At 48.5% G+C, this 12,818-nt stretch carries 11 protein-coding genes and 2 tRNA genes; 12 read left to right on the top strand and 1 reads right to left on the bottom strand.

The window, feature by feature from the left end:
• On the top strand, positions 1–885 hold the full coding sequence (gene secF / locus CBX96_RS13160; protein WP_109287012.1) for a protein translocase subunit SecF: 885 nt from the start codon (positions 1–3) through the stop codon (positions 883–885).
• Between the two features lie 57 nt (positions 886–942).
• Here the strand turns inward: secF and yhbY are convergent, their stop codons facing one another.
• Entirely contained in the window at positions 943–1,242 is a 300-nt protein-coding gene (gene yhbY / locus CBX96_RS13155; protein ID WP_011716136.1) for a ribosome assembly RNA-binding protein YhbY, read from the bottom strand.
• Positions 1,243–1,332: 90 nt separating this feature from the next.
• Here yhbY and rlmE point away from each other — a divergent pair, with 90 nt between their 5' ends.
• The 11 genes from rlmE to infB all read left to right on the top strand — a co-directional run bounded on the left by rlmE (position 1,333) and on the right by infB (position 12,786).
• The gene (gene rlmE, locus CBX96_RS13150) at positions 1,333–1,962 is read left to right on the top strand and encodes a 23S rRNA (uridine(2552)-2'-O)-methyltransferase RlmE (RefSeq protein ID WP_011621809.1); all 630 of its coding nucleotides are present in this window, start codon (positions 1,333–1,335) and stop codon (positions 1,960–1,962) included.
• A gap of 29 nt (positions 1,963–1,991) precedes the next feature.
• A complete protein-coding gene (ftsH, locus tag CBX96_RS13145) occupies positions 1,992–3,965 on the top strand; it encodes an ATP-dependent zinc metalloprotease FtsH (protein WP_181382202.1) in 1,974 nt (657 codons plus the stop codon).
• A gap of 158 nt (positions 3,966–4,123) precedes the next feature.
• Positions 4,124–4,957 (top strand): dihydropteroate synthase, encoded by an 834-nt coding sequence (gene folP, locus CBX96_RS13140; protein WP_109287010.1) that lies wholly within the window; start codon positions 4,124–4,126, stop codon positions 4,955–4,957.
• A gap of 73 nt (positions 4,958–5,030) precedes the next feature.
• Positions 5,031–6,368 carry a phosphoglucosamine mutase gene (gene glmM / locus CBX96_RS13135; RefSeq protein ID WP_109287009.1) on the top strand — a complete coding sequence of 446 codons (1,338 nt, stop codon included), beginning with the start codon at positions 5,031–5,033 and terminating at the stop codon, positions 6,366–6,368.
• 193 nt (positions 6,369–6,561) lie between these two features.
• Complete coding sequence (tpiA, locus tag CBX96_RS13130) at positions 6,562–7,344, top strand: triose-phosphate isomerase (protein ID WP_011071430.1); 783 nt, start codon at positions 6,562–6,564, stop codon at positions 7,342–7,344.
• A 1-nt stretch (position 7,345) separates the two neighbouring features.
• Positions 7,346–7,678 (top strand): preprotein translocase subunit SecG, encoded by a 333-nt coding sequence (secG, locus tag CBX96_RS13125; RefSeq protein ID WP_011625494.1) that lies wholly within the window; start codon positions 7,346–7,348, stop codon positions 7,676–7,678.
• A gap of 11 nt (positions 7,679–7,689) precedes the next feature.
• A tRNA-Leu gene (locus CBX96_RS13120) sits at positions 7,690–7,776 on the top strand.
• A gap of 83 nt (positions 7,777–7,859) precedes the next feature.
• Positions 7,860–7,936 (top strand) — tRNA-Met (locus CBX96_RS13115).
• Between the two features lie 170 nt (positions 7,937–8,106).
• The gene (rimP, locus tag CBX96_RS13110; RefSeq protein ID WP_011716141.1) at positions 8,107–8,562 is read left to right on the top strand and encodes a ribosome maturation factor RimP; all 456 of its coding nucleotides are present in this window, start codon (positions 8,107–8,109) and stop codon (positions 8,560–8,562) included.
• Between the two features lie 29 nt (positions 8,563–8,591).
• Positions 8,592–10,091 carry a transcription termination factor NusA gene (gene nusA / locus CBX96_RS13105; protein WP_109287008.1) on the top strand — a complete coding sequence of 500 codons (1,500 nt, stop codon included), beginning with the start codon at positions 8,592–8,594 and terminating at the stop codon, positions 10,089–10,091.
• Between the two features lie 25 nt (positions 10,092–10,116).
• Positions 10,117–12,786, top strand: a complete 2,670-nt coding sequence (infB, locus tag CBX96_RS13100; RefSeq protein WP_109287007.1) for a translation initiation factor IF-2 — start codon at positions 10,117–10,119, stop codon at positions 12,784–12,786.
• The last annotated feature ends 32 nt before the right edge of the window (positions 12,787–12,818 follow it).

The following is a 12,818-nucleotide window of genomic DNA, read 5'->3' as shown; positions in this document are numbered from 1 at the left end:
ATGAAGAATCTCAATCTGACCAAATGGCGTTATGTGTCGAGCGCTATCTCTATCTTTTTAATGTTGGCCTCTCTCACCATCATCGGGATGAAAGGCTTTAACTGGGGTTTAGACTTTACAGGCGGTGTGGTGACCGAGGTTCAGCTCGACAGACGGATCACCAGCAGCGAGCTGCAACCGCTATTGAACGCGGCTTATCAGCAAGAGGTGACTGTGATTTCGGCCAGTGAGCCCGGACGTTGGGTATTACGCTATGCCGACACTGCGCAAAGTAATGTCGATATTGCGCAAGCCTTAGCGCCTGTGGGTGAAGTGCAAGTACTGAACACCAGTATTGTCGGCCCGCAAGTGGGTAAAGAGTTAGCCGAGCAGGGCGGCCTTGCTTTGTTAGTGGCCATGCTGTGTATCTTAGGCTATTTGAGTTATCGCTTCGAATGGCGTCTCGCCTCCGGTGCGTTGTTTGCGCTGGTGCACGACGTGATTTTCGTGCTCGCCTTTTTCTCATTAACCCAAATGGAGTTTAATTTAACCGTGCTCGCCGCCGTGCTGGCGATTTTAGGCTATTCGCTCAACGATTCGATCATTATTGCCGACCGGATCCGGGAGTTATTGATTGCTAAGCCAAAGCTTGCGGTTCAGGAGATTAACAACCAAGCGATTGTCGCGACATTTTCCCGTACCATGGTAACCTCGGGAACCACCTTAATGACAGTGGGAGCGTTATGGATTATGGGCGGTGGGCCGTTGGAAGGATTCTCAATAGCCATGTTTATCGGCATTTTAACTGGCACTTTCTCATCAATATCGGTCGGGACTTCATTGCCCGAATTTTTGGGATTAACGCCAGAGCATTATAAAGTGCAAGTCATCACAGATACGCCATAAGTGCTAAAAACAAAACGGCCACTCGCTTGAGTGGCCGTTTTGTTTAAGGCTGGAAAATTACTTAGCTCTTGGCAGGGCAATTTTCATTTCAGGCGATTGACGATAAATCACCAGAATATGACCAATAAGTTGCACTTTTGCAGATTGAGTTTCACGTACTATGGCATCAACGATGGCATTTTTTAGCTCTCTATCGGTAGAGGCTACTTTCACTTTAATCAGTTCATGATAAGCGAGTGCGCTTTCAATTTCAGCGAGTACACCTTCAGTCAATCCATTGGCACCAAGCAGCACCACTGGCTTTAAATTGTGCGCCAGACCTTTTAAATGCTGTTTTTGTTTGGTTGTTAAGTTCATTTCTACCAACTTTTGCTGAGTTACTGTTGAAAAACCGCTATTCTACCCTTATATAGCCCTTGTGTAACTCTCAATTGTTGCGGATTTTAAATGTCAGGTAAAAAACGTACGGCCAGTTCCACCCGTTGGATGCAGGAACACTTTGATGATCATTATGTCAAACTAGCACAGAAACGGGGATTGCGTTCTCGCGCTGCGTTCAAGCTTGAGGAGCTCCAGGAGAAGGACCAATTGATCCGCCCAGGTATGACTGTGGTGGACTTAGGTGCGGCTCCTGGTGGTTGGTCTCAAATAGCCGTCAAGCTGACCGGAGATAAAGGTAAAGTGATCGCCTGTGATATTTTGCCAATGGATCCCATCGTCGGCGTGGATTTCTTGCAAGGGGACTTTCGTGAAGAGAAAGTGCTCGAAGCATTGCTAACTCGCGTCGGTGCGGATAAGGTTGACGTTGTATTGTCTGATATGGCGCCCAACATGAGTGGTTCCGATGGTGTCGATCAACCGCGCGCCATGTATTTAGTCGAACTGGCGTTAGATATGTGTCATCAAGTATTGGCACCTAACGGCAGTTTTGCGGTCAAAGTCTTTCAGGGGGAGGGGTTTGACGAATATATGAAGGCGGTAAAAGACGCATTCAAAGTAGTTAAAACACGTAAACCGGACTCGTCGCGGGCACGCTCCCGTGAAGTCTATCTTGTGGCGACAGGGTACAAGTTGTAGTACCCTAGCGTTAATCATCGCAAGACTTTATGAGGTCTAGTAATTTGAGTGACATGGCAAAAAATCTAATACTCTGGGTTGTCATCGCCGTTGTGCTGATGTCAGTGTTTCAGGGTTACTCCCCCTCTTCTTCGTCATCGCAGAAGATGGATTATTCTACGTTCCTAGACAATGTTCGTGATGGACAAGTCGCCAGTGTTGAAGTGAAAAGTGACCAACGTACTATCGAAGGTTCTAAGCGCACGGGCGAAAAATTCACGACCATCATGCCACTGTATGACCAAGATTTAATTAATGATCTTGACCGTAAAGGCATCACCATGAAAGGCCAAGAAGCCGAAGAGTCGGGGTTCTTAACCCAGATCTTTATTTCTTGGTTCCCAATGTTGCTGCTGATTGGGGTATGGATTTTCTTTATGCGCCAGATGCAGGGCGGCGGTGGCAAAGGCGCTATGTCCTTTGGCAAGAGCAAAGCCAAGCTGATGAGCGAAGATCAAATCAAGACCACTTTTGCTGACGTTGCTGGCTGTGATGAAGCCAAAGAAGAAGTGAAAGAGCTGGTCGATTATCTGCGTGATCCAACCAAATTCCAAAAACTGGGTGGCCGTATTCCAACGGGCGTGCTCATGGTTGGCCCACCAGGAACAGGTAAAACCTTACTGGCTAAAGCGATTGCGGGCGAGTCAAAGGTACCTTTCTTTACCATTTCAGGTTCTGACTTCGTAGAAATGTTCGTCGGTGTCGGTGCTTCTCGCGTGCGTGACATGTTCGAACAAGCGAAAAAATCAGCTCCTTGTATTATCTTCATCGACGAAATCGATGCCGTAGGTCGCCAACGTGGCGCAGGCTTAGGTGGTGGTCACGATGAGCGTGAACAAACCCTTAACCAAATGCTGGTTGAGATGGACGGCTTCGAAGGTAACGAAGGGATTATCGTGATTGCGGCGACCAACCGTCCAGACGTATTGGACTCTGCGCTGCTGCGTCCAGGTCGTTTCGACCGTCAAGTGGTTGTGGGTCTGCCAGACGTTCGCGGTCGTGAGCAAATCCTTAAAGTGCATATGCGTAAAGTGCCGCTTTCTGAAGATGTGAAAGCAAGCGTAATTGCTCGCGGTACGCCAGGTTTCTCCGGTGCCGATTTAGCCAACTTAGTCAACGAAGCTGCACTATTTGCGGCGCGCGGTAATCGCCGTGTTGTCGGTATGGAAGAATTCGAGCGTGCAAAAGACAAGATCATGATGGGGGCTGAGCGCCGCTCTATGGTGATGTCTGAAGCCGAGAAAGAAATGACGGCATACCACGAAGCAGGCCACGCGATTGTGGGATGTTTAGTGCCAGAGCATGACCCTGTGCATAAGGTAACCATTATCCCGCGTGGTCGTGCACTGGGGGTGACCTTCTTCTTACCTGAAGCTGATGCGATTAGCCAAAGCCGTCGTAAGTTAGAAAGCCAGATTTCGGTTGCCTACGGTGGTCGTTTAGCCGAAGAGCTGATCTACGGCAGCGAAAAAGTGTCTACAGGTGCTTCGCAAGACATTAAATACGCGACATCGATTGCCCGTAACATGGTGACCCAATGGGGCTTCTCCGACAAACTCGGTCCATTACTTTATGCCGAGGAAGAAGGTGAAGTGTTCTTAGGTCGTAGCATGGGTAAAGCCAAGGCAATGTCCGATGAAACCGCGACAGTTATCGATGCCGAGGTGAAAGCCTTTATCGATAAAAACTATGGTCGTGCTAAGCAAATTCTGCTGGATAACATCGATATTCTGCACTCGATGAAAGACGCGCTGATGAAGTATGAAACCATTGACTCACTACAAATTGACGATTTGATGAACCGTCGTGAAGTGCGTCAGCCTGCCGATTGGCAAGCGGATGACAATGGTTCAAACGACAAAGGCAATGGCAAAGGTGAACCTGCCGTTAAAGTTGACGAAGTGGTAAAGACCGCTCCCGTTGAGGCAGAGCTGAAAGATGCCAATGAGTCACCCGTTAAGTAGCGGTTGTTAATTGAAAGAGAACCCCGTTAAGGGGTTTTCTTGTTTTATCTTGCTAGAAAATTGACTGCGCTGTCATTCAATATAAACAGTCACATGAATGAACCAGCGCAGCAAACGGATGAAACGCGCTAGCAAGCTGTCCCATATGGAGTCAATGCGTGTTTGAATTAATTGCTGGAACCAAACGCTTATCCTTAGCTTCGCCCGTCGTGATGGGCATTCTGAATGTTACTCCCGATTCTTTTTCCGACGGTGGAAAGTTCTCTTCCTTTGAATTAGCTTGCCAACATGCTGATGACATGGTGGCCCAAGGTGCGCTTATCATCGATATCGGCGGCGAGTCGACAAGGCCTGGTGCGGCCGATGTGACGGTTGAGGATGAGCTCGCCCGTGTGATCCCTCTGGTGGAATATGTCGCTAAACACCATGATGTGTGGATTTCAGTCGATACCAGTAAACCGGAAGTGATGCGACAAGCGGTGAATGCTGGTGCGCATTTAATCAACGATGTGCGAGCCTTGTTAGAGCCAGGGGCATTAGAGACAGCGGCGCAGCTAAATGTGCCCATCTGTTTAATGCACATGCAGGGCGCACCGCGCAGTATGCAAACTGCACCCGAATACCAAGACGTGGTTGTCGATGTTACTGAGTTTTTACTCGAGCGTATTCAAGCATGTATCGATGCGGGGATCCCGCGGGAGCGATTGTTAATCGACCCGGGCTTTGGTTTTGGCAAAACCTTAGAGCATAACTATGAACTGCTCGCGAAGTTAGAGCGTTTTGAGCAGTTTGAGTTGCCGATATTGATAGGTTTATCCCGTAAGAGCATGATAGGAAACCTTCTCGCTAGACCGACCTCCGAGCGTCTAGCGGGGAGCCTTGCTGGTGCCATGATAGCGGCCCAGAAAGGGGCACATATCATTCGTGTCCATGATGTCCCTGAAACTGTTGATATGCTGAAAGTGTTACAAGCGACACAGGCATATCTATAAAGGCTATTTTTGTTAAGTATCTCATTAATATTATGATCCCAACCGAGGGACACATTGAAGTTTGTGGGGCGTTATGAGCGAACGTAAATTTTTTGGAACCGATGGTATTCGTGGCAAGGTAGGTTCAGGCCAGATGACTCCCGAGCTGGCATTAAAGTTGGGTTGGGCGGCTGGACGTGTGTTATCCCGCAGCGGCACGAAAAAAGTGATTATTGGTAAAGATACTCGTATTTCGGGTTATATGTTTGAGTCTGCCTTAGAGGCGGGGCTTTCGGCAGCGGGCCTCAATGTGATGTTAATGGGGCCAATGCCAACACCCGCTGTGGCATATCTTACTCGCACTTTCCGCGCAGAAGCGGGTGTGGTGATTAGTGCATCCCACAATCCATACTACGATAACGGCATTAAATTTTTCTCCAACGATGGCAGCAAGCTCGACGATAACTTAGAGCTTGAAATTGAAGCCGAATTAGAAAAGCCCTTAGAGTGTGTTGAGTCGCATTTATTGGGCAAAGTGTCACGTATTGAAGATGCGCGTGGCCGTTATATCGAATATTGCAAGGGTAACTTCCCTGCGGATCAAACCCTCACAGGGTTAAAAATTGTGGTGGACTGTGCTCACGGAGCGACCTATCACATTGCACCTGCGGTATTCCGTGAGTTAGGCGCAGAGGTGATTGCCATTGGTGATAAGCCCAATGGCGTCAACATCAATGACAAAGTGGGCGCCACGTCCATGGCGAAAATTTGCGAAACCGTATTGACCGAGGGCGCCGATTTAGGGATTGCACTCGATGGTGACGGTGACCGTATTATGATGGTCAACAGCCGTGGTGAAGTTATCGATGGTGACCAAATTCTCTTTATTTTGGCCTGCGATGCTAAAGCCCGTGGCGTGCTGCGTGGTGGCGTTGTCGGCACGCTAATGTCTAACCTAGGCCTCGATTTAGCCTTACAAGCCTTAGATATTCCCTTTGCCCGCTCTAAAGTGGGTGACCGTTATGTGATGGAGTTATTGAAAGAACTCGATTGGCGTATTGGCGGTGAAAACTCGGGCCATATCCTTAACCTTGACCATGGTACAACGGGTGATGGTATCGTGGCGGGGATTTTAGTGCTGGCGGCAATGCGTCGACAAAATGCCACATTAGAGCAACTCACAGCCCCGATGGAGATGCTGCCACAGGTGTTAGTGAATGTGCGCTTTGAGGGGGAACACGACCCATTAAGCTCAGATAAAGTCAAAGCCGCTCAAGCTCAGGTTGAATCACAACTGGGTGCCCGAGGTCGCGTATTACTACGTAAATCAGGTACTGAACCGTTAATTCGCGTAATGGTTGAAGGTGATGATCACAATACTGTGTTAGCGCACGCCAATTTGATTGCAGATGCGGTAAAATCGGCGAGCTAATCAAACCAATCTTTAGTCGAGTGCAGCTGATACCGATTAAAAATGAAGGTGTTAGCTGCATTAATGAGCAAGAATAGGGTTTGGCGTGTAAAAAGTAAGCATTCCAACCTAATATCTGAAAAATTTCGAATTTAGCTATTGTAACTTAATAAGTGGTTCGCTATTATTCACGCCGCTTTCAGAGGAGACAGTGATGGCACTCAGACGTCCTATGGTAGCTGGCAATTGGAAGATGAACGGCAGCGCGGCATTAGCCCAAGAGTTGTTCAAGAAATTTGCCTCAAAGCTCCAAAATGATTCAGCTGAAGTGGTTTTATGCCCGCCTTCTATCTATCTAGAAAGCGTAAGGCAACTGCTAGAAGCAAACAAGGAAGCGCTAGACGGTTCACTTGTTAGGATGGGCGCTCAAAATTTAAGTCAACATGACTTTGGCGCTTATACCGGAGAAGTTTCTGGCCAGATGCTTAAAGATTGCGGATGTCGATATGTCATTATCGGGCATTCAGAACGTCGCCGTATGTACGGAGAGACGAGTAATATCGTAGCGGAGAAATTCGCTGCAGCACAAAAGCACGGTTTAACCCCCATTTTATGCGTGGGTGAGTCGGGTCCAGCACGTGAAGCAAGACGTACCTTCGAGGTGATTGCGGAAGAGTTGGATATAGTGATCCAGAAAAATGGCACTATGGCTTTTGATAACGCCATTATCGCTTACGAGCCGTTATGGGCCGTAGGGACTGGTAAGAGCGCGACACCAGAGCAGGCACAAGAAGTACATGCGTTTATACGCAAGCGTCTCTCTGAAGTGTCTCCGTTTATCGGAGAAAATATCAGGATTTTGTACGGTGGCAGTGTGACACCGAGTAATGCGGCAGATTTATTTGCCCAACCTGATGTTGATGGTGGACTGATTGGCGGTGCCAGTTTAAACTCTACCGAGTTTTTAAGTCTGTGTACCATAGCGATGAGCGCATAATATGTATGAAGTTTTAGTAGTTGTTTACTTGTTGGTTGCATTAGGTTTAATTGGCCTGATCTTAATCCAGCAAGGCAAAGGAGCTGACATGGGGGCCTCATTTGGCGCCGGTGCATCAGGTACCTTATTCGGTTCAAGCGGTTCAGGTAACTTCCTGACACGCACAACGGCGATTCTGGCCATTGCGTTTTTCACGTTAAGTCTGCTGATTGGCAACTTAAGTGCAAACCACGCAAAAAATGAAGATGCATGGAAAAATTTAGGTTCTGATGAACAGGTTACTCAACCAGTTGATCAAGCAACCGAAAAGTCAGAAACTAAAATTCCTGACTAGTAAAAGGTGTCGCCGAGGTGGTGAAATTGGTAGACGCGCAGCCTTGAGGTGGCTGTGTCCTAACGGACGTGCGGGTTCAAGTCCCGCTCTCGGCACCATAATATAGCTAAGTGAGACGAAGTAAGCGCTGACTTAGTTATTGCAAGCAAAGACGATAGTCAATATACTTGCACACAGTTGACGCGGGGTGGAGCAGCTTGGTAGCTCGTCGGGCTCATAACCCGAAGGTCGTCGGTTCAAATCCGGCCCCCGCAACCAGCTCCTAGTAACGAATAGTGTTTGAATTCGTTATGGTTTACAGGTTCTTGAAGCTAATAACCTCGTCATTACGGGGTTTTTTGTTATCTGGGACTTTTAAATTTGTCGTATCCGATGCGACGTTTTACTAGGGCTATTAAGCCCTTTTTTGTTTTTTCCGGGGGTCAATTTTGGCAACATTAGAATCCAGACTGGCAGACATGCTCAAAGTGCCTGTGGAGGCATTAGGCTTCCAACTTTGGGGCATTGAATATGTACAAGCGGGTAAACATTCAATCCTGCGCGTGTTCATTGATGGTGAGAATGGTATCAATATCGAAGATTGTGCCAACGTAAGTCGCCAAGTCAGCGCTGTACTCGATGTTGAAGACCCTATTTCTACTGAATATACCTTAGAGGTATCTTCGCCAGGCGTAGATAGACCCTTATTTACTGCTGAGCAATATGCGGCCTATGTCGGCGAGGATGTCAAGCTTCAACTGACTATGCCTGTCGCGGGCAGTCGTAATTTAAAAGGCGCCATTACACAGGTTGACGGCCAAATGTTGTCACTCAATGTGAATGGTAAAGAGCTGGTTGTCGCCTTGGATAATATCCGTAAAGGCAACATCATCGCTAAGTTTTGATGGTTTCAAGGTGAACGAGGCAAGACGAAATGAATAAAGAGATTCTGCTAGTCGCTGAGGCGGTTTCAAATGAAAAGGCCGTTCCACGCGAGAAAATTTTTGAAGCGCTAGAAACTGCGCTGGCAACTGCAACCAAGAAAAAATACGAAGGCGATATCGACGTTCGTGTTTCTATCGATCGTAAAACTGGCGCCTATGAAACGTTCCGCCGCTGGATGGTTATCGACGATAACGGTGTTGCGTTAGAAAACCCATACCGCGAAATCACCTTGGAAGCTGCGCGTTACGAAAACCCAGAAATCCAACCTGGCGATTTTATCGAAGACGAGATCGAATCTGTCGCCTTCGACCGTATTACGACGCAAACCGCTAAGCAAGTGATCGTACAAAAAGTACGTGAAGCTGAGCGTGCGCAAGTCGTTGAACAGTTCCAAGATAAAGAAGGCGAACTGATCACTGGTGTGGTGAAAAAAGCGACCCGTGAAAGCGTGGTTGTTGACTTAGGTAACAACGCTGACGGCGTATTATTCCGTGAAGATTTAATTTCACGCGAATCTTTCCGTCCTGGCGACCGTGTCCGTGCACTGCTGTATTCAGTACGTCCAGAGGCACGTGGCGCGCAGTTGTTCTTAACTCGCACTAAGCCAGACATGCTGATTGAGCTGTTCCGTGTTGAAGTACCGGAAATTGCCGATGAGCTGATCGAAGTCATGGGCGCTGCGCGCGACCCAGGTGCACGCGCTAAGATCGCCGTGAAGTCAAACGATCGTCGTATCGACCCAATCGGTGCTTGCGTTGGTATGCGTGGTGCACGCGTACAAGCAGTATCGAATGAACTCGGTGGCGAGCGTGTCGATATCGTGTTGTGGGATGATAATCCAGCACAATATGTGATCAACGCAATGGCGCCTGCCGATGTGGCTTCTATCATCGTTGATGAAGACAACCACTCAATGGATATCGCCGTTGAAGCGGAAAGTCTGGCACAAGCCATTGGCCGTAACGGTCAAAACGTACGTTTAGCGACTCAGCTGACTGGCTGGGAACTAAATGTGATGACAGTGGAAGACATGAACAAGAAGCACCAAGCCGAGAGCGCTAAGGTGAAGAGCTTATTCATAAACGCACTGGATGTAGATGAAGATTTTGCTCAAGTACTGGCTGACGAAGGTTTTACTTCTCTCGAAGAAGTGGCTTACGTGCCTGTATCTGAATTATTAGCAATTGATGGCTTCGATGAAGATATCGTTGAAGCATTACGTGAGCGTGCAAAAGCGGCGATCTCAACTCGAGCTCTCGCCACTGAAGAAGCACTAGATGGTGTGGAGCCAAGTGAAGAGTTATTAGCACTTGAAGGTGTTGAAAGACACTTAGCCTATGTTTTAGCAAGCAAAGGTATCGTGACTCTAGAAGACTTGGCTGAACAAGGCATTGATGATTTGATCGAAATTGAAGAATTGACAGAAGAAAAAGCAGGTGCGCTGATCATGGCTGCCCGCAACATCTGTTGGTTTGGCGAAGAAGCATAAGTCGATCAACAGGGGGATTTAACTGATGGCAGATACTACCGTAGAGAAATTGGCCACGGAAGTGGGTAAAAGTGTTGAACGTCTGATTGAGCAATTCTCTCAGGCCGGAATTAAGAAAGGCCAAACTGATAACGTTTCTGAAGCTGAGAAGCAACAGTTACTGGATTATCTGAAGAAGCAGCATGGCGGCGAAAGCGCACCGACCAAAATGACACTGCAACGTAAAACCGTATCGACCCTGAGTGTGGCCGGTAATGGTGGTCAATCTAAAGACGTTAAAGTAGAAGTACGTAAAACCCGTACTTTCGTTAAGCGTGACGTGAGCGAAGCGGTTCTGAAAGCTGAAGAAGAAGCCAAAGCGAAGGCAGAAGCCGAAGCTCAGGCAAAAGCTGAAGCAGAAGCCAAGGCCAAAGCGGAAGCCGAAGCTAAGGCTAAAGCAGACGCCGAAGCAAAAGCAGAAGCCAAGGCGAAAGCGGATGCTGAAGCAAAAGCTAAAGCCAAAGCGACGACTGATGCGAAAACCACCAAAGACACTTCGCCAGAAGCGGAAGCGGCGCGTGTTGAAGCTGAGCGTTTAAAAGCGGCTCAAGCTGAAGCGACTAAGCGTAAGCAAGACGAAGAAGCGGCTAAAGCGGCTGAAAAAGCACGTCTGTTAGCGGAAGAAAACTCTAAGCGTTGGGACGAAGAAGAGCGTCAACGTAAAGAGGCTGAGCGTTATAGCGATCACCATATCACTACCTCTAAAGTGGCCCGTGCTGCTGAAGATTCATCGGATATGGATGAAGAAAAACGTGGTCGTCGTGCTCGTAACAAAAATACCGCCAAGACTAAACGTGGTGGTAAAGATGCTCGCGATGGTCGCGAAAAACACATGCGTAACCGCAGCACAGCGCCAGAATCAATGGCACACGGCTTTAACAAGCCAGTGGCTGCTGTTAACCGTGATGTGCGTATCGGTGAAACTGTTACTGTGGCAGAACTTGCCCACTTAATGGCTGTTAAAGCGACTGAAATAATCAAGCAAATGATGAAGATGGGCTCAATGGTGACGATCAACCAAGTGTTAGATCAAGAAACCGCCCAGTTAGTTGCCGAAGAAATGGGCCACAAAGTGGTACTGATCCGTGAAAACGAATTAGAGCAACAAGTACTGTCTGAGCGTGATGAAGAGGGTGGCGTTAAGCTTGAGCCTCGTGCGCCAGTTGTGACCATCATGGGTCACGTTGACCACGGTAAAACGTCTCTGCTTGACTATATCCGCCGCGCGAAAGTGGCAGCGGGTGAGGCCGGTGGTATTACTCAACATATCGGTGCATACCATGTTGAGACCGAAAACGGCATGATCACTTTCTTAGACACCCCAGGTCACGCCGCGTTTACCGCAATGCGTGCCCGTGGTGCTAAAGCGACTGACATCGTTGTACTGGTTGTTGCTGCCGATGACGGCGTAATGCCACAAACCATCGAAGCGATTCAACACGCTAAAGCCGGTAACGTGCCATTGATTGTTGCTGTCAACAAGATGGATAAACCAGAAGCCGATATCGACCGCGTGAAGAGTGAATTAGCGCAACACGGCGTTATGTCTGAAGATTGGGGCGGTGACAACATGTTCGCCTTCGTATCTGCTAAGACAGGTGCTGGCGTTGACGACCTACTCGAAGGCATTCTGCTGCAAGCTGAAGTATTAGAGCTTAAAGCGGTACGTGACGGTATGGCGGCAGGTGTGGTTATCGAATCACAACTGGACAAAGGTCGCGGCCCTGTGGCAACGATTCTGGTTCAAGAAGGTACACTGCGCCAAGGCGACATCGTTCTATGTGGTTTAGAGTACGGCAAAATCCGTGCGATGAAAGACGAGAACGGTCGTTCAATCACTGAAGCGGGCCCATCAATCCCTGTTGAGATCTTAGGTCTGTCAGGTGTGCCATCTGCCGGTGATGAAGCAACTGTTGTTCGCGACGAGCGTAAAGCCCGTGAAGTAGCCCTGTACCGTCAAGGCAAGTTCCGTGACGTGAAATTAGCGCGTCAGCAGAAGTCTAAGCTGGAAAACATGTTCGCGAACATGACCGAAGGCGAAGTGAAGGAACTGAACATCGTTCTGAAGGCAGACGTTCAAGGTTCACTCGAAGCGATTACCGACTCCTTAATGGGTCTGTCTACCGACGAAGTGAAAGTGAACATCATCGCTCGCGGTGTGGGTGCTCTGACCGAAACCGACGCGACTTTAGCTGCGGCTTCTAACGCGATCATGGTTGGCTTTAACGTCCGTGCCGATGCACAGGCGCGTAAGACTATCGAAAGCGAAAGTGTTGACCTGCGTTACTACAGCGTTATCTATAATCTGATTGATGAAGTGAAAGCGGCGATGACGGGTATGTTGTCACCAGAATTCAAGCAACAGATTATCGGTCTGGCTGAAGTACGTGACGTGTTCAAGTCACCAAAACTGGGCGCAATCGCCGGTTGTATGGTGACTGAAGGCACCATCAAGCGCAGCGCACCAATCCGCGTACTGCGTGATAACGTGGTGATCTTCGAAGGTGAACTCGAATCGCTACGTCGCTTTAAAGACGACGTTAACGAAGTTCGCAACGGCATGGAATGTGGTATCGGTGTTAAGAACTACAACGATGTCCGCGTGGGTGACCAAATCGAAGTATTCGAAACCGTCGAAGTGGCACGCACACTGTAACGATAAAGAGGGCGGCATTAGCCGCCCTTTCA

The sequence above is a fragment of the Shewanella sp. BC20 genome (assembly GCF_003129585.1).
Classification (GTDB): Bacteria; Pseudomonadota; Gammaproteobacteria; order Enterobacterales; family Shewanellaceae; genus Shewanella; species Shewanella seohaensis.
The sequence above is the reverse complement of the archived record's forward strand: the minus strand, read 5'-3'. Positions and strand labels throughout refer to the sequence as shown.